Source organism: Acinetobacter nematophilus (assembly GCF_026344175.1).
In the GTDB taxonomy this organism is placed as follows: domain Bacteria; phylum Pseudomonadota; class Gammaproteobacteria; order Pseudomonadales; family Moraxellaceae; genus Acinetobacter; species Acinetobacter nematophilus.
The window spans coordinates 278,214-299,743 of sequence record NZ_JAPKMY010000002.1; the positions used below are offsets into that span (position 1 = coordinate 278,214).

Below are 21,530 nucleotides of genomic sequence, written 5' to 3' on the forward strand. Positions count from 1 at the left end.
ATGAGTGCATTACACGGCATACGCGTATTAGATCTCAGTAGAGTACTTGCTGGTCCATGGTGCGGGCAAGTTTTGGCAGATTTAGGCGCAGAGGTGATTAAAATCGAACGCCCCAAAGTGGGAGATGATACCCGTATGTGGGGACCACCTTGGATGCTTGATCAACGGGGGCAACCCACTCGAGAGTCGGGCTATTATCAAGCCGCAAATCGTAATAAATCTTCTGTTGCGATTGATATTGCAACAGAAGACGGTCAAAAACTGGTACAACAGATTGCCCAAACAGCAGATGTGGTGATTGAAAATTTTAAAGCAGGGTCGTTAAAAAAATATGGTTTGGATTATGCGACTTTAAGTCAAATCAATCCAAAATTGATTTACTGTTCAATTACTGGATTTGGACAGGATGGACCTCGTGCTGAGGAGCCAGGTTATGATTTCATCATTCAAGGTATGTCAGGCTTGATGAGTATCACAGGACAGCAAGAAGGTGAGCTGGGTGCAAGTTCACAAAAAGTCGGTGTGGCAGTTGTAGATATTCAAACTGGTTTATATGCAACCATTGCGATCCAAGCCGCGATTATTGCTCGCCAACACACAGGAGTTGGACAGTATATTGATTTATCTCTACTTGATGTGCAGGTGGCTGGATTAGCCAATCAAGGCATGAATTATTTAAGCTCAGGTATTGCACCGAAACGGATGGGCAATAGTCATCCCAATATCGTGCCGTATCAGACTTTTAAAGCTCGAGATAAGGAATTTATCATTGCCTGTGGAAATGACAAGCAATTTAAAGATTTGTGTATGGCGATAGGCAAACCTGAATTACTGGATAATTCTAATTACATTCGGAATCAAGATCGAGTGAAATATCGGCATGAATTAATTGCAGTGTTGTCTGAGTATTTCTTGAACAATGATGCGAAACATTGGGTAGATGCCATCCATGCTGTCAAAGTGCCTGTGGGCATGATTAATTCAGTTGCAGATGCTTTGCATGAGCCACAAATTCTGTCTCGTAAAATGGTGGTCAATATTCCGCATGCGGAGAATACTGACTTTAAAATGATTGGTTCTCCGATCAAAATGTCAGGAACACCAATCCAGTATCGCAATGCTCCGCCACGTTTGGGAGAGCATACAAAAGAGATCCTAGGAAAATTTTATACGAATGATGAATTACAGCAATTGAAACAGCAGGGCATTATTGATGGGATGGGGCTTTAAACTCAACTAAAATGAATAATGAATAGGATAGCTTGTACATGATAAGCGCAGTTCATCTGATAGGATCAAAATAGCCTTTCGCCTATTAAAGTTAAAGAAAGGCTGGATAATGACCATGATTTTGCTGAGTGGTGTAATCGCTGTCTAAGCCGTGGTTGGAAGAGTACGTTGTTGCATTAACACTTGTTGTGCAATATGTGCTTCTTCTCCATCTTTTGGGCTTACTGCATGCCATTGATCATTTGCATCCAATTCCCATGCACGCACATTGTCTTTGAGATAGCTGAGTAAACCATAGTCAATGATTTGCTTCTTCAGTTTTTTATCCTCGATTGGAAAACAGGTTTCAACCCGTGAAAACAGATTTCTACCCATCCAGTCAGCACTAGCACAATACAAGTCTTCCTGACCATCATTATGGAAATAATAAACGCGAGTGTGTTCCAGGTAGCGACCTACAATGGAGCGCACACGAATATTTTCGGAGAGCCCTTGTATCTGTGGTCTTAAACAGCAGATTGAACGTATGATCAAATCAATTTTTACACCAGCTTGTGAGGCTGTATACAATGCCGAAATGAGTTTTGGCTCAGTTAAAGCATTTACTTTAACGATAATTCGGGCCTTTTTACCTGCTTTGGCATGCGCAGTTTCCTGCTCGATCAAATGCAAAAGCTGGGCATGCAAGGTGAAGGGTGCATGAAATAACTTTTTCAGCTTTAACAGTTTCCCCATGCCAGTCAGTTCTTGAAAGATTTTATGAACGTCCTCACAGATAGCTTCATGTGTTGTTAGTAAACCGTAATCGGTGTACATCCGTGCATTTCCAGCATGATAGTTTCCTGTACCCAGATGAACATAACGTTTCAGTTTTCCAGCTTCACGCCTTACGATCAAAATCATTTTGGCATGGGTTTTATAGCCAACAATTCCATAAACTACAACAGCACCGGCTTCCTGTAAAAGATTTGCAACAGTAATATTGGATTCTTCATCAAAGCGTGCACGCAGCTCAATGACCGCTGTGACTTCTTTGCCATTACGGGCTGCTTCTGCAAGTACTTGTACAATTTCAGAATTCGGACCACTGCGATATAGAGTTTGTTTAATTGCAAGCACATTCGGATCTTGTGCTGCTTCACGCAGTAAGTTGATGACAGGTTTAAAAGAATCGAAAGGATGATGCAAAAGCACATCCTGTTTGGTTAAAGTTTCAAAGATCTTGTTTGAATTTCTGAGGGCTTTTGGAATCACAGCTTGATAAGGTTTAAAACGCAGTTCAGGAATATCAAAATTGGTGATCAATCGGGTTAAATTAACCGGCCCATTCACTTGATAAAGATGTTGTGGATCAAGATCAAATTGCTCCAGAAGATAATCGTTGATCGAGTTTGGGCAATTGTTGGCAATCTCTAATCGAACTGCACGACCAAAACGGCGTGAGGATAACTCATCTTTTAAAGCAACTGCGAGGTCATCAACATCTTCTGCTAGAGTCAAATCGGCATTTCGCGTCACACGAAATTGATAACAGCCCGTTGCAATCATTCCTGGGAATAAATCACTGATATGTTGTTGGATGATTGCAGATAACAAAATGTAATGTTCTTCACCATCCGTCAATTCATCCGGTAGACGTACTACACGCGGTAAAGAACGCGGAGCAGGAACAATTGCCAATTCAATTTGTCGACCAAATGCATCCTTTCCTTCCAAACTTACAATAAAATTTAAGCTTTTATTGACCAGTCGAGGAAAGGGATGTGCTGGATCCAAGCTAATGGGTGTCACGACGGGTTGAACTTGTTTAAAGAAATAGTGCTTAATCCAGTCCAGATGTTTTTCTAAGATATTATGATATTGGATGAATTTGATACCGTAATTTTCAAGTTCTGGTAAAAGTATATGATTCAGCGTGTCATATTGTTCTTGAATCGCGAGGTGAGCACTTTCAGAGATTTGTTCAATGATCACTTCATTGGGAATACCGTCAGGCGCAGTGGTAATGGTTTTGAAGTCAATCTGCTTCATTAATCCCGACACTCGAATTTCAAAAAATTCATCTAAATTACGTGAAAATATAATGAGGAAATTTAAACGTTCAAGTAAGGGATGATTTTTATCTTTAGCTTGTGCCAACACACGCTTATGAAACGCTAGCAATGAAATTTCACGGTTGATGTAGCTACTTGAACTATGTTGAAATTCAACTGGGGATAAATTTTTTGAAGCGGGCATGATCTGCGTCATTTGAAACTGTCTTAACGACCTTGATGGGCATAGTAAGTATTCTACATGACAAAATTGTTACAGCTACTTAAAATATTGAAAATTATTTCAATTTTAAATCTCGGGTAAATCAATGCTTTTTACCAGCTTATAACAATTGAAAACACATCAATTTTCACAACTTTTAAATGCATCAAGATCTTGAATAACAAAAATGTTATTTTTAAAAACTACATTGATCATTTTTGAGTTTAAGTTGATAGCTTTTTTGTTCAGAACTTAGTTTCATTTTCACGTAATAAGGATTATGCCTTTGAAACTCATTTTCAAAGATTAAATGGCAGTTTTCAAGCATGCCTTGCATCAGGAGTTGCTGCGTCTTTTCTTGTCCAATACTGTCAGAAAACTGTTTGAAATTCTCAGATGTAATTAAACCTTCTAAATCGATATGATCATGATACATACGTATTTTTTCAATCACTGTATTTTGATCTATTTGTACAGGAAGTACGCGAGAGTCTTCATCACTTAAGGCATTTAAAACTTCATCTAACTTTTTAGAATCCTTGATTTTATAATTTTTTTCAATCAATTGATTCTGAATAAAATAATCATCCAATTCAGTTGCATAACTTGGAATCGATTGAGTGAGTAAAAAAGTAGTGATCGATAAAGATATTATTTTGAAATTCATTTGAATAATACACTTATTAAAAATATGAATTTATTATACTGAAACAAACATTATCTACCAGCCTTGCAGCTAATTTTTATTAAAATCTTACATAATTTTCATATCTGGATTGGTGAGAAATATAGGATAGGTTTATTTATTTCTTTTTCAAAAACACTTTTTTAAGCGTGTTGATTCTGTGGTTGTATATTGTAAACCCTTGGTTTGAAATTTTTTCAATATGATATGTATAGTGCCATCCAACAGATTGAAATGGTTGAAAATCCAGATAGTGTTAAACTGAGCGTATTTGAATGAGTTAAAGAATTTTGATAATACATAAAATTTAAATTTTATCGATCACAGATTACAGATAAAAAAATAAGCACCTGAATCGGTGCTTATTTGATGGATATGATTTGATCATAACTTTAGAAAACTAATCTTTTTTTAAGTTTTCATTGATCAAGAACTCAACCAATGCTTTTTGTGCATGTAAACGATTTTCTGCTTCATCCCAAACAACTGCATTCTTATGATCCAGCATATTTTCAGAAATTTCCTCACCGCGATGTGCAGGGAGGCAATGCATAAATAAACAATCCGGATGTGCTAAATTCATCAATGTTTCATTGACCTGATATGCAGCAAATGCTTGCTCACGAATTTTCTGCTCTTCTTCTTGTCCCATACTTGCCCAGACGTCAGTCACAATCAAATCTGCATTTACCGCAGCATCTTCAGCAGATTCGAACAGTTCAACACAATGAGCGAATTCAGAAAGAAACTCCGGTTTTGGTTCATAGCCTTTTGGAGAAGCAATCTTTAATTTAAAACCCCACATATGCGCTGCTTCAATATATGAGTTACACATATTATTGCCATCACCTATCCAAGCAACTGTTTTGCCTTCAATTGAACCGCGGTGTTCAACAAAAGTCTGAACATCAGCCAGTAATTGGCATGGGTGGTGGTCGTCGGTCAGTGCATTAATGACGGGTACAGAAGAATATTCAGCAAAACGCTCAACAATATCGTGACCAAAAGTACGAATCATTACGATATCGAGCATACTGGAGATAACACGTGCTGAATCTTCAATCGGTTCACCACGTCCTAGCTGTGTGTCGCGAGATGATAGAAAAATTGCACTGCCGCCAAACTGGCTCATACCGGCTTCGAAGGAGACACGTGTACGGGTGCTCGACTTTTCAAAAATCATCCCCATGACTTTTCCAACGAAAGGTTGGAATACTTCGTTATTGTGCTGTTTTCGCTTTAACTCTAAAGCACGTTCAATGATGCGATTCAGTTCAGCAGTGGATAAGTCACGTAAAGTAAGAAAATGTCGTAGAGCCATGGTTACTCCACAATAATTGTCTAGTCAAAGCCAATAGCGAATTGACCAACAATTCATTGTTGGTTGATGAAAATAGAAAGGAGAATCATCTAATATACTATATCAATATGAAAACGCAAAAAAATTAGACCTTTTGATGCCCTTGAAGGAAGCGATCTACGCAATAACTGATGCAATCGAGTATTTCTTGATCAGAATCTTTGATTTCGATACCCATCAAGATTCGCCATTCTAAATTTCTGAGAATGCCAAAATAGAATTGTGCTGAATAGAGTGGATTTTCACAAACCAATTTTTGATTTTCTGCATAACGTTCTAAAGCACTGGCGATCGAGAGTTGGACTTGTTTAGGTCCCTTTTCATGAATATAAAGTGCCAATTTTGGATCTTTTTGTGAGCGTTCAAAGATCAAACGTATAAATGCAATGTTTTCAGGCATGATCATATGCTTATAGAAAGTGATCAAGGTATTAATCAGATAAGCACGAAGATCATTGCATGTCGGGTTGAAAGGTCGGCAGATATCTTTGAAAAAAAGATCACGCCGATAGTCACAAATTGCAGTAAACAAGCCTTCTTTATTGCCAAAATATTTATAAATCGAAGCTTTTGAACCACCTGCATGATTCACGATGTCATCAAGTGACACTGCATCATAGCCATGTTCCAAAAAAAGTTGATTTGCACTAATCAACAATGCCAAACGACGTTCATGACCACGTTTTGTTTGTGGGAAATCACATCCAGAGGCTTCAATATGTGCTAAATCTTGGTTCATAAATGGCTGAAAAAAAGTACGTTGCCATTATTATAGCAAAAATGTCAATAAATTTCTTTATCAGCATTGATTTGTCATGTTTGTTCAAAAAACAATCAATAAATTAAAAAAATGAATCAAAATTCATTTTTCTTTGACTAAAGTTTTAGAGTAATATACCTAAATGGTCATATGCGATTTATAAATTATGGCTATACTCGAAACTCAATAAACAAGTGACCACTGTGGAAGGGAATATGACACAACAAACGTCTGCAGGCTTAAGATTTAGACAAGCGCTAGAAGTGGAAAAACCATTACAAATCATTGGTACAGTCAATGCCTATGCCGCGATGATGGCAAAGCAAGTGGGTTATAAAGCTATCTATGTCTCAGGTGCCGGAGTAGCCAATTATTCATATGGCTTACCAGATTTAGGGATGACAAGCTTAGACAATGTATTAGAAGATGTTCGCCGTATCACAGAACGTGTAGACACCCCATTATTGGTCGATATTGATACAGGTTGGGGCGGTGCTTTTAATATTGCACGCACAATAAAACAAATGATTAGTGCAGGTGCTGCTGCTGTTCATATTGAAGACCAGGTGGCACAAAAGCGTTGTGGGCATCGTCCGAACAAAGAAATCGTTTCTCAACAAGAAATGGTGGATCGTATTAAAGCAGCAGTGGATGCTAAAACTGACTCGAACTTTGTGGTGATGGCGCGTACAGATGCCTTACAAAAAGAAGGCTTGCAAGCGGTGATCGACCGTGCGTGTGCATGTGTTGAAGCTGGTGCTGATGCAATTTTTGCTGAAGCCATGACTGATATTACCATGTATAAAACGGTATGTGATGCTGTCGGTGTTCCTGTACTTGCCAACATTACTGAATTTGGTGATACCCCTTATTACACCACCGAAGAGTTGGGTGAACAGGGCATCAGTATGGTGTTATATCCACTATCTGCAACACGTGCCATGCAAAAAGCTGCACTCGAAGTTTTCCGATCTATTCGTGAAAATGGTACTCAAGTCAATGTATTGGATACCATGCAACAACGTAAAGAACTTTACGAATTCCTTGATTATCACACTTTTGAAAATACTCTAGACAAGCTGTTCACGCAGGAGAAATAATAAAATGGCTGAAGGAAAAGTACTTACAGGCGCAGGATTGCGCGGTCAGGTTGCAGGTAAAACCGCACTTTCTACAGTAGGTAAAAGTGGTGCAGGTTTAACCTATCGTGGTTATGATGTACAAGATCTTGCCGAAAATTGCCAATTCGAAGAAGTTGCTTATTTGATCTTCTTTGGTGAATTACCAACAGCAGAACAGTTGGCTGCTTATAAAGCAAAATTAAAATCTTTGCGTCAATTACCACAGGCTTTAAAAGAAGTCTTGGAACGTATTCCTGCCGACTCACATCCTATGGATGTGATGCGTACAGGCGTATCGATGCTGGGTAATCTTGAAACTGAAAAATCATTTGAAGAACAGCAAGATGTTGCAGATCGAATTCTAGCGACTTTGCCTGCAATCATTTGTTATTGGTATCGTTTTAGCCATGATGGCGTGCGTATTGAAGAAAATACGGATGATGATTCAATTGGTGCTCAATTCCTGCATTTACTTCGTGGTGAGAAGCCAAACGAGTTGCATGAACAAGTCATGAATGTTTCTTTAATTCTTTATGCAGAGCATGAGTTTAATGCATCTACATTCACTGCGCGTGTTTGTGCATCAACCCTGTCTGATATGCATTCATGTATTACGGGTGCAATCGGCTCACTCCGTGGTCCATTGCATGGCGGTGCAAATGAAGCGGCGATGGAAATGATTGAAAACTGGGCCTCTCCTGAACAAGCTGAGCGAGAAATGCTGGGTAAACTTGAGCGTAAAGAAAAAATCATGGGCTTTGGTCATGCGATCTATAAAGACAATGATCCTCGTAATGGCATAATCAAAATTTGGTCTGAACGTTTAGCAAAAGATGTGGGTGATACAGTACTTTATCCGGTATCTGTTCGTTGTGAAGAAGTCATGTGGCGTGAGAAGAAGTTATTCTGTAATGCAGACTTCTTCCATGCATCTGCTTATCACTTTATGAGCATTGCGACTAAATTGTTTACCCCAATTTTTGTGATGTCCCGTGTGACAGGTTGGGCTGCACATGTGATGGAACAGCGGGCAGACAATCGTATCATTCGCCCGAGTGCGGACTATACAGGTCCAGAACTGCGTAAAGTTGTTCCAATTTCAGAGCGTTCAGCTGCGTAATTGCTGTACCCAAAAATGATCAAAATAAAGCCTTCATGAAGGCTTTATTTATTGAGGAAGCTGACGATTAGGAAATAGGATTATTGCTTCTTCACGTGTATACCCCTCATCAAAAGGCAAGCTGAGGGATTCAAAAGTGATCAAGGCACCTTGGTTTCTGGGAAGCTCAAACGCTTGTTTAAGTTTTATATCGGGACTGTAACTGGTTAAGTTCATCACTTTACTTTGATTTTGACTATCCTGAACTGTGAATATTGAACTGTATACGCTAGTTAGAGGTGTTGAATCTTGTTGTGAGGACTGTTTCTGTTCAACGAGATTGAGCTTGAAATTTCCAAGATCCAATGCTTTAAGTGGCTTAAGTTGGGGCTGAATCTTGGCGAGTGTTTGCTCAAACTTAACTTGATCGTTGATTGCTGTGAATCTTTCATCATATTTTGGCAAGTCATACTTTTTTTCGTTCAGAGAGTAATAATAAACTTTAGGAATGGAATAACTTTTTGAATTTTCAACAACATATATATGATTAGTATTTAAATCATAACCCAGGACTTCGAGTGTAATATTACTGTAATCATTTGCGAAAGCAGCACAGCTAAACATCAATAAAATACTGGACGCGATTATTTTTGACATTTTTGCCTCATCATTTTTTAGGTAATAATAAAACCGGATCTTCAATATCATAACCCGTTTCTTCAGGAATACCGTAGTATTTGATCACCACTAACATCTTATTCTGATGGGGTATGACATAATTCTGAATGATTTTTATTGTTGGAGAATAATGTACTACCTCTTGACTGCCGCTTTTTAAAGAGCCAGTGCTCACCCTATATAGAGTTTTGTACTGAGAAATCTTTTCTGAGGGATCATCCCAAGCAGGAACATACTGAGTTTGGCTTTTTACGATCTGAATTTTTGCGGTCATGGCATTGCTGATCAGCAAAGGTGTTAATCGCTTTTTTATTTTAGCCAGGTCTTTTTCAAATTGAGTAGCATCTTGATCATAATCAATTTGATGGGTTTTAGGATTAACATACAGCGACTTAACTTCAATCAAACGATCTGGTGATCTGCTATTCAACTGATAATAATACAATTGTGCTAAGCGTCCACGCTCATCTTGAAAATGTCTGAGTAAATAAAGCTTTTGTTCCATCGCTTCATAGCCGAGCACTTCAATGTTCTGACCGCCACCAACAGTAGCATTACAATGTAATGACGTTGCAAGAGTGACTCCAAGGAGTAGGTATTTTAAAATCTGCATTTGTGAATTTTTTTTGGGTCCTTTTTTATTGTGTTGCATGATTTTGTCCAATCAAAAGTAGTATTTAAGAGATTCATTTAATGTAGAACGATAGACTTTATTTGTACACATTTTTCAACGCGTGATTTCATATACAGGCTTTCTCTCCGAGCTTTTTAAAATGGGTTGAATTACTAAAAATATGGATATGTTTTTTACTGTTTAGGATTGTTTTTGATTTATGGAATATGGTTGATAAACATTAGTTTGAAGATACAAAAAATGCTCAGGTGCTGTTGTTTCAACCGAGTTGATGCGTAAAAAAAAGATGATTCAAAACTTTGATTTCATATGGCGTATCTGTATCTATCCATATTTATTAAAGCTATAATTCATTCCAATTTTTAATATTAAACAAGGTTTTATTCAACAAGACCTTTAGAATTAAAGTTTATAAGAAATGATGCATATAGAAAATCTTGCTGAAGAAAGTGGAAATATCAGTTTTATAGAATATACGGCGACCGGGATATTTGTCTTAAAGATAAAAAGCAGAAAGTATCGCGGCACGAAAATTCAATCACAAATTTTTGAATTAGAGGATGATGTTCAGGTCATTTTCAATGCTTTGGATAAAGATATATATGCAGTATTCAATAAAACTAAGCAAATACTTTATTTGAATGATCAGATTGAATCGGTTGAACACTTTGACGCTGTATTGAATCTGCGTAAATCACTCAGTTTCAGTATGGCTGTTTTGATTTTTGCACTGGGTGCATATCCTTTTTATCAATATTTTATGGATGGAACTGTTTATTATTTTGATACGTTCATACATTTGACCATATTAACTTTGGGCAGTTGCTTTGTTTATTTTATTTATGAGGGGCTAAAATTAAATCAACAAACAAGCCGCAATATTGAAGCGTTGTTTCATATGTTGGATCTGCCTATATTGAGTAAAAGAACGCTTGAGAGTTTAAAACTCATCAATTCATATTTTTATGAGTTTGATCAATTGTATGATTTAAGCTTAATCAATCATTTGAGGCGTGGTCTGAATGATACCGCATTAAAAACTCAATTACAGCAGCAAACCGAAAAATTGTTCCAGTTTGGTTTAACCCAACATGAACTTGCCAAATTTAAATTGGAGACTATTTCTGGAAGATTGGATCAATCTGTGATCGAAACGCGGGAATCCACAACTGCCCATCCTGATGCTTTAACTGAAGTAAAATTTAATCTGCAAGGGATAAATTTCTATAGCTATTTAGACGACTTTTTCTTTGTTCAAGGTACTGATGTAATGATGATCATTTCTCAACAAGATGATTCCACAGGACAATATGCTTGGTTGATTTATGATGGTCATGCTTATCTAAGCATGGATGAAGAGTTGATACAGGTTATGCAAAGACCGCAATTCCCGCAGACTCACCACGAAAAATATATGCAAACTTTAAGATTAATAACAGGCTTCATTGTTTTAGTCAGTTTTATATTATTTGACATTTTTGCAGCATTTATTGCATTAGCTATAAGTATCGTGAGCTATTATTATTTTCAATTTTGTCATGCGGTTTTCTTAAAGTTTTCATTCAGCAAAGATATTTATGCTTATTTGGGATTTCAATCACTTCAATTATTTCAGGTGCTCAATCTTAAGAAATTTAAGTCAGACAATTTTAAATCTGTTTATCTGACTTCAATTGTACGACCAAGTCGAACAGGATTTAACATCGAAAAAAGGAGATCAAGATGATCTCCTTAATCAGGACTTCGTGATGAACATGGTCAGAAGCGTTCAGCGCTGGCTAAATTCCACATTCTAAAATAGAAATTTTCTTCATCTTTATTTTCACAACTGAGTAGTTCACCATCTTTCATCCAAAAATGTAACTGCGCATAGTTTTTAATTTCACGGTCATTGATTCGCTGAGCAAGATGGTGTGCTTTAATTTCAGCTGGATGTTGCAATCCTGCTGCTGCAATCATTTCTGCAAGTGCTTTTAAGGTGTTTTTCTGGAAGCTGAATACTCGATCTGCTTTTGATGGAACATCAAGTGCTTTTTGGCGCTCTTTGTTTTGCGTTGCAACACCGACGGGGCATTGGTTGGTATGGCAGCTTTGTGCTTGAATACAGCCTACGGCAAACATAAAGCCCCTCGCTGAATTGACCCAATCTGCACCCATGGCCATTGTACTTGCAATATCAAATGCACTGATAATTTTACCACTTGCCCCGATTTTGACTTGTGAACGTAAACCTGCACCAACAAGCGTATTGTGAACGAACAGCAGACCTTCACGCAAAGGAGTCCCCATATGGTCAATTAATTCAATTGGCGCTGCACCTGTACCCCCCTCTGAACCATCCACAACGATAAAGTCAGGGACGATTTTGGTTTGCAACATCGCTTTGACTATACTCATAAATTGCCAAGGCTGACCAATACACAATTTAAATCCGACGGGCTTACCATCTGATAATTCACGTAATTGTTGAATAAAATACATCATTTCAATCGGTGTACTGAATGCTGAATGTGATGCAGGCGAGACGCAGTCTACATCCATCGACACACCGCGGATTTCAGCAATTTCCTTGGTAATTTTATCTTTTGGCAGAATACCGCCGTGACCGGGTTTTGCGCCTTGTGAAAGTTTGATTTCAATCATTTTGATCTGTGGCAAAGCTGCTTGCTGTTTGAACTTTTCGGGATCAAACTTACCATCCAAAGTACGACAGCCAAAGTAACCACTGGCAATTTCCCAAACGATGTCACCTCCTGGTTTAAGGTGATAAGGGCTTAAACTTCCTTCCCCTGTATCATGATAAAAGTTGCCTTTTTTTGCACCTGTATTTAAAGCTAAAATTGCGTTTGCACTTAAACTACCAAAGCTCATTGCAGAAATGTTCATGATAGATGCACTATATGGCTGCTTACATTGATCATTACCGATGCTAATTCTAAATGTATTAAAGTCAGCTGGAGTTTTTGGTGTCATTGAGTGGGTCAAAAAACGATAGTCTTCCTGGTATACATCAATAATCGAACCAAAAGGTTTATCCGCATTTTCATTTTTGGCACGCTGATAAACAAGGCTTCGCTGTGCACGTGAAAAGGGTAAAGCATCATCATCAGATTCAATAAAGTACTGACGGATTTCAGGACGTATATCTTCAAAGAAGAAACGAAAATGTCCCATTAAGGGGTAATTTCTTAAAATGGAATGCTGTGTTTGAATAATGTCTGCAAAACCTATTGCAGCAAGAATTGAGAAAATAACCCAAGCCAAATTCAGGACGGTATCTGAAAAAAAGTAATAGATATAGTGACCTTCATTAAAGAAAATAATCCAAGTCAAAAGTAAACAGAGAAAAATACAGATAAACCAAACGGAATAGCGAGAGAAAAAAGTGTTTAAAAGTTGATGTCGAATTGCTTGAGCAGGACTTGCCATACAGGAAATATCTCTTTCGTTATATGCTGTTAAAATTGCCTAAATTTATGAAACAGCTCAAGTAATGATTTGTTAGACTTGAGAATGGTTCTAGATTAATACATCAATGATTTCTTTTGTTCATCATTTAAGACAACTTGCTTAATCATGGGTTGAATAATTTTTGCAAAATAAAAAAAGAAATCTATGTTTGCAGAATTTCAGAACAAATTATTCAATCCGAATATCAGCTTTTTAGCCATCTATGTTTCCATCATTGTAGTTTTGTCTTATATCGAGGTTTTGCTACAGTTTTTAAAAATAACAAGACTGAAGTCAGAGAATCAAACTTTAAGGCATCCGTTAAATTCTCGATCGCACTCAAACATCAGTTTGAATAAAGATAGGGGAATTATTTCTTAAAATTATCCTAAATGTAAATCCGTACAGAGATAAAGCCTGAATTTTCAGGCTTTATTCGAAATGGACTCTCTGAAATTGCGAATTTTATTCTTCAGTAGGCACCAGCATTAGAATGGATTCATTCAGCAAACCTGCAATATCTTCTAGGATTTCCTGTTCAGCTAATTCATGATTTAACGATACCGTTTGACCATCAGCAATCTGTTTTAAATAGGGGGTAAATTGGTTAGAAATACACATCGATTCGCCATTTGCCCAGAACAATAATTGATTATTTTGTTCAAGATAGATCAGTCTTGAAGCAGGTTCGATTTGCAGTAAATAGCCTTGTTCAAGGACTTCTTCCAAATCTCCCGTCCCTATAGCATCCGCCTCTGGAATGTTTTCAGGATATTTGGGTTCAGCCATTAAACTCATGATTGCATCTTCCAAGACTTCAGAATTGTTTAATTTTGCCAACAATTCTGCTTTTAAATAATCAAGTTCAGCTTGAGTAACTTGCCCAATCGGGTTTTGCTTATTGCGTAATATGTCCAATAGTGGATTGCGTAACTGTTGATCTTCTACAAATTTATCACTTACACGATCCATCATGTCAGCAATATTCGGCATACGAAAACCAAAAGAGTAGGTTAGACAATCGTCTTCTGCGACACCATAATGTGCCAAGCCTGGCGGAACATAAAGCAAATCGCCCGGTGCTAGAACTTCATCAAAATTGATCTCGATGTTGGACAGTAATTTTAATGGTTGTCCTTCAACAAACTCAGTCTCGGCATCACACATTTGTCCCAATTGCCAGCGTCGATGTCCATAACCCTGCACGAGAAAAACATCATAAAAGTCAAAATGCTGACCGACTGAACCGCCTTTTTGCGCATAAGACACCATGATGTCATCACGGCGCCATTGTGGAATAAAAGGAAATTTCTTCCAAAGTTCAGCCAAGTCAAATGAGTAATGGTCGACCGCTTGAACCAACAAGGTCCAGAGCTTTGGCATTTTTTGAAAATCACCTTTGATGAGAGGTGATGTTTTAACGGACCATTGATTTGGATCTTTATCTTTTTGTTTGATTAAACGAGCAGTAATGTTTTCATCCAGGGCGAGTTCCATCACATCATCGGGTACCAGAATCTCAGCAATTTCGGGAAGTGCATTACGAACCAATAATGGTTTTTTTTGCCAATATTCTGTGAGGAATTGTTCGGCAGTTATTCCGCCAAGGACATCTAAAGGTTGGGACATGAAAATAGCCTAAGCAAATTTAAATCTATAATGTGCTATTGTCTTATGAGATGAATGGAGGTGCAAGCATTTGTAATTTTATCCAAAATATATTGATATAAAAAGGCAGTCATTCATACTTTTTCGAAGTGAAGAGCACGATATCAATGATGGTTGTACAAAAGCTCCACAATATTTTGAAAATTCTTTGATTTAAAAAAGTTTTTTTATTGGATAGACAGATATAGTGGGGTATTTCTATCTTGCTGATCCAAAGCAATAGTACTTAAAACGCCTCTAGTAATACGCCTGTACTGGCAACTCACTATTAAATAAAGGCAAAAAAATTGTCTTTAGCAGAATCGAGAGTTGATGAAACACAGGTAAATGACTGAAGTGAAACACAGTTAAATCTGATTTAGTGAGCGTATTTAAATAAGGTGATCCTTGTATTTGGTTTAGTCTTGGCTAGAGATGATCAAACTCGCTCCCAAACCAGAATTAAAGAAGACTTCATGTTATTTGCAATGAACTGATGGTTATTTCTCAAAAAATGCCAGTGGTTTAAGTGCACGATCATTAAGGCAGTGATATTCCCAATTCTCTTAAAATTCTACAGAGTTGAATCATGGGCATACCCATCAAGGTTGTTTGATCTTGACCAATCATTTGTTCAAACAAACTGATCCCTAAACTTTCACATTTAAAACTACCCGCACAATGTAAAGGTTGATCGATTTCGATATAGCGCTCTATTTCTGCAAGTGTTAAATCACGAAATTTCACATGATAATGTTCAACTAAGGTCTGTTCATAACCAGAAGCCAAATGCTGCACGCTTAAAGCGGTACTAAAAAAGACATTTTGACCAGAATTGGCTTGAAGTTGTTGAATGGCATTGTCTACAGACAAAGGCTTACCAATAAAATCTTGAGGTGCATGTTCACGCCAAGCCACCTGATCTGATCCGATCACAATAGCATTTGGGCAGTTTTTAGCAATAAAAAAAGCCTTTTCAAAAGCCAAGCGTTTCGCAAGTTGATCTGCATGAGATTCATTTTGAGGAGATTCGTCAATATCAGGTGAAATACAGCGATAATCCAAACCTAAACGATTCATCAAATCCTGACGGGTTTGACTGGAAGATGCCAAGATAATTTCTGAATGTGCCATATCTTCGTTTTTCCAGTTATACCGCATATTCCATTAAAAGATCTAAAGGAACATAAGCCAAAACAGCTTGATGGCATGCTTGTAGTTTCACACGCGGTGCCATATCGTTTTGGTAGGCTTCGACCCATCGAGTGACACATAAACACCAAAAATCACCAGGTTGTAGACCCGGAAAGCCATGTTCTGGCAGAGGGGTAATCAGATCATTACCGATTTTTTGGGAAAAGTTAAGAAATTCAGAGGTCATTTCAGCACAAACCGTATGCTGACCTAAATCGGTTGTTGCAGTATGGCAAAAACCATTACGAAAATAACCTGTGATGGGTGAAAAACAACAACTTGCTAGAGGTTCACCTAAGACATTTAAACCATTGATTTTAGGATCTGGATGAAAAGACATAAGCATATAAAATTAAAAAGTTTGCCCTATAATAATCAAATCTCAACATTTCTACAGCTTTTCTACAAAAGTATCTAACCTTTTTTTGTGTAATCATTTAGAATCTACGCGATTTTTAATATCTATAAGAGAGCTATACATGAATTTTCAGCGTATGACTGACCTTGATTTAGCAGGCAAGCGTGTACTTATTCGTGAAGACTTAAACGTACCTGTTAAAAATGGTGTGATTACCAGTGATGCACGTTTACGCGCAGCATTACCGACTATTAAGTTGGCACTTGAGAAAGGTGCTGCAGTCATGGTTTATTCTCATCTTGGTCGTCCAGTTGAAGGTGAACCAAAACAAGAACAATCATTGGCTCCTGTAGCGGCTTATTTGACTGAAGCACTCAGTCAGGAAGTTAAATTATTCACAGAATATTTAGACGGTGTGGATGTTGCCGCAGGACAAGTGGTATTACTTGAAAACTGCCGTTTTAATGTTGGTGAAAAGAAAAACAATACTGAACTTGCTGCAAAATATGCGGCACTTTGTGATGTGTTTGTCATGGATGCATTTGGCACCGCACACCGTGCAGAAGCATCAACAGAAGGTGTTGCACGTTTAGCAAAAGTTGCAGCAGCAGGGCCTTTACTTGCCGCTGAATTGGATGCTTTAGGTCGTGCGCTGCAAACACCTGAAAAGCCAATGGTTGCCATTGTTGCAGGTTCCAAAGTTTCAACCAAGCTTGATGTTTTAACATCACTTTCAGACATTTGTGATCAATTGATTGTGGGTGGCGGTATTGCCAATACTTTCTTGGCCGCAGCAGGTTTCAATGTCGGTAAGTCATTATGTGAAAATGATTTAATTGATACTGCCAAGGCAATTGCAGCGAAAGTCTCTGTTCCTCTTCCAACAGATGTTGTGGTTGCAGATGCTGCTGAAATCGATTTCGCAGATTTCTTGGGCTCATTGGCGAAAGCAAAAGCTGTAGTAAAGAAAGTTGAAGATGTTGCAGACAATGACATGATCTTGGATGTTGGCCCTGAAACAGCGCAAATGTTTGCAGAGATTTTAAAAACATCTAAAACGATCCTTTGGAATGGTCCTGTAGGCGTATTTGAAGTGGATCAATTCGGTGAAGGTACAAAAACACTTTCATTGGCGATTGCTGAATCTGAGGGATTCTCGATTGCGGGTGGTGGGGATACATTGGCTGCAATTGATAAATATGAAGTTGCGGATAAAATTGGTTATATTTCAACAGGTGGCGGCGCATTTCTTGAGTTTGTTGAAGGCAAAACCCTTCCAGCTGTTGCAGTATTGCTTGAGCGTGCATAATTGATATTTTAGTGTAATTATGACGTTTTGATGAAAGGCTGGCCATGTGTCAGCCTTTTTCATCAAGCTGATTCACTGTAAAGTAATAAAAATGAAATATAACTGCAATAAACTAAGTTAAATCCAATCACCAACACTGGGAAATGTGATGAAATTAAAATTTGCACTTGTCGCTCTTATTCTTGCTCCTTTGGCACTTACTGCATGTTCTAAAAAAGAACAGGCGCCAGCTTCAGAACAAACTGCTACTTCCGAAGCCGTTGCAACTGAATCAGCAAATACGACTCCAGAACAACAAGCTGCGATTGATGCAATTGATCAACCTGTTTTGGATGAAAAAAATACGGATGTCCCTGCTGAAAAAGCAAATGCACCTGCTGATGCAGCGACGCCTGCAACTGAAGAAGAAGCACCGAAAGCTCAATAATCTTTTTAAATGTTGTTATTTGTTAAAAGTCCTCGCAATCGCGGGGATTTTTTATGAAATAGTCAATATTGTTGCTGAATTGAAATAAATCAGCATGTAGAATATGGGGCATTACTTGGGAGGATATTATGGCTCTTATTTCATTGCGCCAACTCTTGGATCATGCCGGTGAGCATAGCTACGGTGTTCCAGCGTTTAATGTAAACAACTTAGAACAAATGCGCGCAATCATGTTAGCCGCTGACGAAACCAATTCACCTGTAATTGTGCAAGCTTCTGCTGGTGCACGTAAGTATGCAGGTGCGCCGTTTTTACGTCATTTAATTTTAGCTGCCATCGAAGAGTGGCCACATATTCCAGTGGTGATGCATCAGGATCACGGTACAAGCCCAGACGTTTGCCAACGCTCAATTCAACTTGGCTTTTCATCGGTAATGATGGATGGTTCATTGGGTGCAGATGGCAAGACTCCAACCTCTTATGAATATAACGTTGATGTGACCCGCCGTACTGTTGAAATGGCGCATGCTTGCGGTGTTTCTGTAGAAGGTGAAATTGGTTGTCTAGGTAGCCTTGAAACAGGTATGGCTGGTGAAGAAGATGGTGTGGGCGCTGAAGGTGTTCTTGACCACTCTCAGCTGCTGACTTCTGTAGAAGAAGCTCGCCAATTTGTATCTGATACCAATGTAGATGCTTTAGCCATCGCTGTGGGTACTTCACATGGTGCGTACAAATTTACACGTCCACCTACAGGCGATATCTTGGCAATTGACCGTATTAAAGAAATTCATGCGGCACTTCCAAACACTCACCTTGTTATGCATGGTTCAAGCTCAGTACCACAAGAGTGGTTGGCTGTAATTAACCAGTATGGCGGCGACATCAAAGAAACTTATGGTGTTCCTGTTGAGCAATTGGTTGAAGCAATCAAACATGGCGTACGTAAAATCAACATTGATACAGATTTACGTTTAGCTTCTACTGGTGCGATGCGTCGTATGATGGCTGAAAAACCAAGCGAATTTGATCCGCGTAAATTCTTCGGTGAAACTGTCCAAGCAATGAAACAAATTTGTGTAGATCGTTATACAGCGTTTGGTACTGCGGGGAATGCTGACAAAATTCGTCCAATTTCTTTGGAAAAAATGGTTGATCGTTATAAATAATTTTTAACGATAATAAACTATAGAAAGCCCACTCCAGTGCAGTGGGCTTTTTACTGGCTAAATACTTGATAACTTTGTAATAGGATAAATTTTGAAAATTTATCCATCATATTGATCGGATGAAATCCCATTATGGAACTGATATTTTCAGCTGCTTTGTGTAGTGTATTGGTCTCAATGCTTTTAAAATTTACCAAGCAGAAAGGCTTTGATGCATTGCAGATGATTGCTTGGAATTATTTGGTTGCCAGTTTATTGAGTTACCTTTGGTTTAAGCCAGATTTGGTTCATATTTCAATTTCAAATACACCATGGTGGCTGATTGTTGCACTGGGGACTGTATTACCCAGTATTTTCTTTTGTCTGTCGAAATCATTACACAGTGCAGGAATTCTGAGAACAGAAATTGCACAGCGTTTATCTGTTGTCCTATCGCTTCTGGCTGCATATTTTCTATTTCAAGAACAGTTTAACCAATTAAAAATGTTCGGTATTGGTCTTGGGATTTTTTCAGTTTTATGCATTGTACTTTCTCATTCAGAATCATCAAATCAGTCAGTCAATAAAAAGGGTATGCTGTATTTACTCAGTGTATGGGTAGGCTATGCCTTGGTTGATGTTTTATTGAAATATACAACCAGTTTAGGTCTTCAATTTCCAGTCACATTAACGCTGGTATTTATTTGTTCTTTTGTCTTATCTATAGGCTATTTACTGCTACAGAAGACACAATGGAAAATCCAGAATTTATATGCAGGATTGGCGTTAGGTGTTTTAAATTTTGCCAATATTGCACTCTATGTAAAAGCTCATCTTTTGCTGAAAGATTCTCCTGCGATTGTTTTTGCGGGCATGAATATTTTAGTGGTTTTGATGGGCGTAATCGCAGGCTTGGTTATTTTTAAAGAAAAACTCAAAATTGTTACAGCTTTAGGTTTGGTGTTGGGCTTACTCGGTGTGATCTGTTTAGCTTTGGCAATTTAAGACTTCCTGAATCGGATTATATGTTTCGAGTGTAAAACTTGAGAATAAAAAACTCAGCTTTATCTATACTGCATCATAATTCTGCCGCTCTTTTCTTTACTAAAGTCCGTAAAAAATTGCTGAGTATAAGGAAATTTCCCCCTGTTTCTGAAAGATGTGAGGCACTGCTTCGCAAGGTTTAGAATTAACTATGAAAGCCCAAAACAGCAATTGAGAATTTTGCGATTTTGGACCGGTATTTAAACCTTATCCATTACAGTCCCTAGATTTATTCACGATTTTTATCTCTGGCTTTGAATGACTTGCTATTGGGCGAATGCTGTTTTGAAAAATATTGTTTAGTAAGGTTTAATAAAAATGTTTTTAATTGGCAAGAAAAAATTAACAAAAAAATTTTGAATTAAGAGAAAGTTGATAAAAATAGCTTATTGATGAATGAAAAATATGAATGGCTATGGCTAACAGATATAAAACCTATCCAATAAAGTCGATCATGGATTGGCAAGGTGAAGACTGGGATGTTTATGAAGAGACGATGATGGTTGTGGGTATTATGCTATATAGAGAATGACTTTATTTATCTAAAGCAGGTGGCCAATTTGCTTATATTCTTACCAATGTGAGATTGGAAGTAGAAAGCAAAGTTACGATAAAGAACAATGGTATCAGCATAATAAAGATCGCATCATCCATATGAGTCTTAAAGAAATTCAACAGACTTTTAACATTTCAAAGAGTGTTGCAGGTGAGGCTTATCGACGTGTATGTAGGAAATACCAACAACCTACACCAGGTGAGTTACTAAAACAAAAATGGCAATGCAGTAGACAGTGGCTATTAGATCATCAGCAAGATATCTTAAATGAGAATATAACTGTCAAAGAGATTGCAAAGCAATTAAACAAAAAAAACAAACAAATTGTTTATGCCCGAACCATGTTACGCAAAATGTTAAATATCACACCACCCATACCAGAGGCAGATTGGCTCAGAGCGCATCAAGAAGATTTGCAACAGTTAAGTGTTGCCCAACTACAAGACAAATATCACAAGACTCAAGGACAAGTTGAATATTATCTAAAAGTTCTAAAAATACTGAAACAAAATGAAACATAACCAAGTGTTTAGATAAATTTAAATATGGACAAAATATAATCTTTTTTTGTAATATG

19 protein-coding genes and 1 pseudogene are annotated in these 21,530 nt (G+C 37.7%); 10 read left to right on the top strand and 10 right to left on the bottom strand.

What is annotated here, in order from left to right; genetic code table 11:
* On the top strand, positions 1 to 1,230 hold the full coding sequence (locus OSH00_RS05035; RefSeq protein WP_266129515.1) for a CaiB/BaiF CoA transferase family protein: 1,230 nt from the start codon (positions 1 to 3) through the stop codon (positions 1,228 to 1,230).
* Between the two features lie 144 nt (positions 1,231 to 1,374).
* Here OSH00_RS05035 and ppk1 read toward each other — a convergent pair whose 3' ends face one another.
* The 4 genes from ppk1 to OSH00_RS05055 all read right to left on the bottom strand — a co-directional run bounded on the left by ppk1 (position 1,375) and on the right by OSH00_RS05055 (position 6,270).
* Positions 1,375 to 3,480 carry a polyphosphate kinase 1 gene (ppk1, locus tag OSH00_RS05040; RefSeq protein WP_266129516.1) on the bottom strand — a complete coding sequence of 702 codons (2,106 nt, stop codon included), beginning with the start codon at positions 3,478 to 3,480 and terminating at the stop codon, positions 1,375 to 1,377.
* A 202-nt stretch (positions 3,481 to 3,682) separates the two neighbouring features.
* Complete coding sequence (locus tag OSH00_RS05045; protein ID WP_266129517.1) at positions 3,683 to 4,153, bottom strand: hypothetical protein; 471 nt, start codon at positions 4,151 to 4,153, stop codon at positions 3,683 to 3,685.
* A 418-nt stretch (positions 4,154 to 4,571) separates the two neighbouring features.
* Positions 4,572 to 5,492 carry an ornithine carbamoyltransferase gene (gene argF, locus OSH00_RS05050; RefSeq protein WP_266129518.1) on the bottom strand — a complete coding sequence of 307 codons (921 nt, stop codon included), beginning with the start codon at positions 5,490 to 5,492 and terminating at the stop codon, positions 4,572 to 4,574.
* 124 nt (positions 5,493 to 5,616) lie between these two features.
* On the bottom strand, positions 5,617 to 6,270 hold the full coding sequence (locus OSH00_RS05055; RefSeq protein ID WP_196077669.1) for a TetR/AcrR family transcriptional regulator: 654 nt from the start codon (positions 6,268 to 6,270) through the stop codon (positions 5,617 to 5,619).
* A gap of 236 nt (positions 6,271 to 6,506) precedes the next feature.
* On the opposite strand from OSH00_RS05055, the gene prpB reads away from it, so the two are divergent.
* A complete protein-coding gene (prpB, locus tag OSH00_RS05060) occupies positions 6,507 to 7,391 on the top strand; it encodes a methylisocitrate lyase (RefSeq protein WP_004830929.1) in 885 nt (294 codons plus the stop codon).
* A 4-nt stretch (positions 7,392 to 7,395) separates the two neighbouring features.
* Positions 7,396 to 8,532, top strand: a complete 1,137-nt coding sequence (gene prpC / locus OSH00_RS05065; protein ID WP_266129519.1) for a bifunctional 2-methylcitrate synthase/citrate synthase — start codon at positions 7,396 to 7,398, stop codon at positions 8,530 to 8,532.
* 48 nt (positions 8,533 to 8,580) lie between these two features.
* Here the strand turns inward: prpC and OSH00_RS05070 are convergent, their stop codons facing one another.
* Together OSH00_RS05070 and OSH00_RS05075 are read right to left on the bottom strand one after the other, a co-directional pair.
* Entirely contained in the window at positions 8,581 to 9,168 is a 588-nt protein-coding gene (locus OSH00_RS05070) for a hypothetical protein (protein ID WP_266129520.1), read from the bottom strand.
* Positions 9,169 to 9,178: 10 nt separating this feature from the next.
* Positions 9,179 to 9,802, bottom strand: a complete 624-nt coding sequence (locus tag OSH00_RS05075) for a hypothetical protein (protein WP_266129844.1) — start codon at positions 9,800 to 9,802, stop codon at positions 9,179 to 9,181.
* Between the two features lie 439 nt (positions 9,803 to 10,241).
* Between OSH00_RS05075 and OSH00_RS05080 the strand changes: the two genes are divergently transcribed.
* Complete coding sequence (locus tag OSH00_RS05080) at positions 10,242 to 11,549, top strand: hypothetical protein (protein WP_266129521.1); 1,308 nt, start codon at positions 10,242 to 10,244, stop codon at positions 11,547 to 11,549.
* A 32-nt stretch (positions 11,550 to 11,581) separates the two neighbouring features.
* On the opposite strand, the gene OSH00_RS05085 is transcribed toward OSH00_RS05080, so the two are convergent.
* The 4 genes from OSH00_RS05085 to OSH00_RS05100 form a co-directional block, all read right to left on the bottom strand.
* The gene (locus OSH00_RS05085; RefSeq protein WP_266129522.1) at positions 11,582 to 13,252 is read right to left on the bottom strand and encodes an FMN-binding glutamate synthase family protein; all 1,671 of its coding nucleotides are present in this window, start codon (positions 13,250 to 13,252) and stop codon (positions 11,582 to 11,584) included.
* A gap of 486 nt (positions 13,253 to 13,738) precedes the next feature.
* Positions 13,739 to 14,902 carry a ribosomal protein uL16 3-hydroxylase gene (locus OSH00_RS05090; RefSeq protein WP_266129523.1) on the bottom strand — a complete coding sequence of 388 codons (1,164 nt, stop codon included), beginning with the start codon at positions 14,900 to 14,902 and terminating at the stop codon, positions 13,739 to 13,741.
* Positions 14,903 to 15,460: 558 nt separating this feature from the next.
* Positions 15,461 to 16,054, bottom strand: a complete 594-nt coding sequence (locus tag OSH00_RS05095; protein ID WP_266129524.1) for a Maf family protein — start codon at positions 16,052 to 16,054, stop codon at positions 15,461 to 15,463.
* 16 nt (positions 16,055 to 16,070) lie between these two features.
* Positions 16,071 to 16,454: a DUF2237 family protein gene (locus OSH00_RS05100; RefSeq protein ID WP_196077662.1), complete on the bottom strand. Its 384-nt coding sequence runs from the start codon at positions 16,452 to 16,454 to the stop codon at positions 16,071 to 16,073.
* A 139-nt stretch (positions 16,455 to 16,593) separates the two neighbouring features.
* Here OSH00_RS05100 and OSH00_RS05105 point away from each other — a divergent pair, with 139 nt between their 5' ends.
* From OSH00_RS05105 to OSH00_RS05130, 6 genes and pseudogenes are all read left to right on the top strand, one after another.
* On the top strand, positions 16,594 to 17,781 hold the full coding sequence (locus tag OSH00_RS05105; protein WP_266129525.1) for a phosphoglycerate kinase: 1,188 nt from the start codon (positions 16,594 to 16,596) through the stop codon (positions 17,779 to 17,781).
* Between the two features lie 148 nt (positions 17,782 to 17,929).
* Positions 17,930 to 18,208, top strand: a complete 279-nt coding sequence (locus OSH00_RS05110; RefSeq protein WP_196077660.1) for a hypothetical protein — start codon at positions 17,930 to 17,932, stop codon at positions 18,206 to 18,208.
* Between the two features lie 128 nt (positions 18,209 to 18,336).
* Positions 18,337 to 19,374, top strand: a complete 1,038-nt coding sequence (gene fba, locus OSH00_RS05115; protein WP_196077659.1) for a class II fructose-bisphosphate aldolase — start codon at positions 18,337 to 18,339, stop codon at positions 19,372 to 19,374.
* 132 nt (positions 19,375 to 19,506) lie between these two features.
* Positions 19,507 to 20,358 carry an EamA family transporter gene (locus OSH00_RS05120; RefSeq protein ID WP_266129526.1) on the top strand — a complete coding sequence of 284 codons (852 nt, stop codon included), beginning with the start codon at positions 19,507 to 19,509 and terminating at the stop codon, positions 20,356 to 20,358.
* Between the two features lie 132 nt (positions 20,359 to 20,490).
* Positions 20,491 to 20,601, top strand: a pseudogene (locus tag OSH00_RS05125) (IS1595 family transposase); the annotation flags it as partial.
* A 450-nt stretch (positions 20,602 to 21,051) separates the two neighbouring features.
* Positions 21,052 to 21,474, top strand: a complete 423-nt coding sequence (locus tag OSH00_RS05130) for a hypothetical protein (RefSeq protein WP_266129527.1) — start codon at positions 21,052 to 21,054, stop codon at positions 21,472 to 21,474.
* Positions 21,475 to 21,530: the final 56 nt, after the last annotated feature.

Excerpts from the sequence above, each read along its gene's own strand:
- prpB (WP_004830929.1), top strand. The coding sequence starts at position 6,507 with ATGACACAACAAACGTCTGCAGGCTTAAGATTTAGACAAGCGCTAGAA.
- OSH00_RS05070 (WP_266129520.1), bottom strand. The coding sequence starts at position 9,168 with ATGTCAAAAATAATCGCGTCCAGTATTTTATTGATGTTTAGCTGTGCT.
- OSH00_RS05120 (WP_266129526.1), top strand. The coding sequence starts at position 19,507 with ATGGAACTGATATTTTCAGCTGCTTTGTGTAGTGTATTGGTCTCAATG.
- fba (WP_196077659.1), top strand. The coding sequence starts at position 18,337 with ATGGCTCTTATTTCATTGCGCCAACTCTTGGATCATGCCGGTGAGCAT.
- OSH00_RS05110 (WP_196077660.1), top strand. The coding sequence starts at position 17,930 with ATGAAATTAAAATTTGCACTTGTCGCTCTTATTCTTGCTCCTTTGGCA.
- OSH00_RS05095 (WP_266129524.1), bottom strand. The coding sequence starts at position 16,054 with ATGGCACATTCAGAAATTATCTTGGCATCTTCCAGTCAAACCCGTCAG.
- OSH00_RS05080 (WP_266129521.1), top strand. The coding sequence starts at position 10,242 with ATGATGCATATAGAAAATCTTGCTGAAGAAAGTGGAAATATCAGTTTT.
- OSH00_RS05045 (WP_266129517.1), bottom strand. The coding sequence starts at position 4,153 with ATGAATTTCAAAATAATATCTTTATCGATCACTACTTTTTTACTCACT.
- OSH00_RS05130 (WP_266129527.1), top strand. The coding sequence starts at position 21,052 with ATGAGTCTTAAAGAAATTCAACAGACTTTTAACATTTCAAAGAGTGTT.
- OSH00_RS05085 (WP_266129522.1), bottom strand. The coding sequence starts at position 13,252 with ATGGCAAGTCCTGCTCAAGCAATTCGACATCAACTTTTAAACACTTTT.
- OSH00_RS05090 (WP_266129523.1), bottom strand. The coding sequence starts at position 14,902 with ATGTCCCAACCTTTAGATGTCCTTGGCGGAATAACTGCCGAACAATTC.
- argF (WP_266129518.1), bottom strand. The coding sequence starts at position 5,492 with ATGGCTCTACGACATTTTCTTACTTTACGTGACTTATCCACTGCTGAA.
- OSH00_RS05105 (WP_266129525.1), top strand. The coding sequence starts at position 16,594 with ATGAATTTTCAGCGTATGACTGACCTTGATTTAGCAGGCAAGCGTGTA.
- OSH00_RS05035 (WP_266129515.1), top strand. The coding sequence starts at position 1 with ATGAGTGCATTACACGGCATACGCGTATTAGATCTCAGTAGAGTACTT.
- OSH00_RS05100 (WP_196077662.1), bottom strand. The coding sequence starts at position 16,454 with ATGTCTTTTCATCCAGATCCTAAAATCAATGGTTTAAATGTCTTAGGT.
- OSH00_RS05055 (WP_196077669.1), bottom strand. The coding sequence starts at position 6,270 with ATGAACCAAGATTTAGCACATATTGAAGCCTCTGGATGTGATTTCCCA.
- ppk1 (WP_266129516.1), bottom strand. The coding sequence starts at position 3,480 with ATGACGCAGATCATGCCCGCTTCAAAAAATTTATCCCCAGTTGAATTT.
- OSH00_RS05075 (WP_266129844.1), bottom strand. The coding sequence starts at position 9,802 with ATGCAGATTTTAAAATACCTACTCCTTGGAGTCACTCTTGCAACGTCA.
- prpC (WP_266129519.1), top strand. The coding sequence starts at position 7,396 with ATGGCTGAAGGAAAAGTACTTACAGGCGCAGGATTGCGCGGTCAGGTT.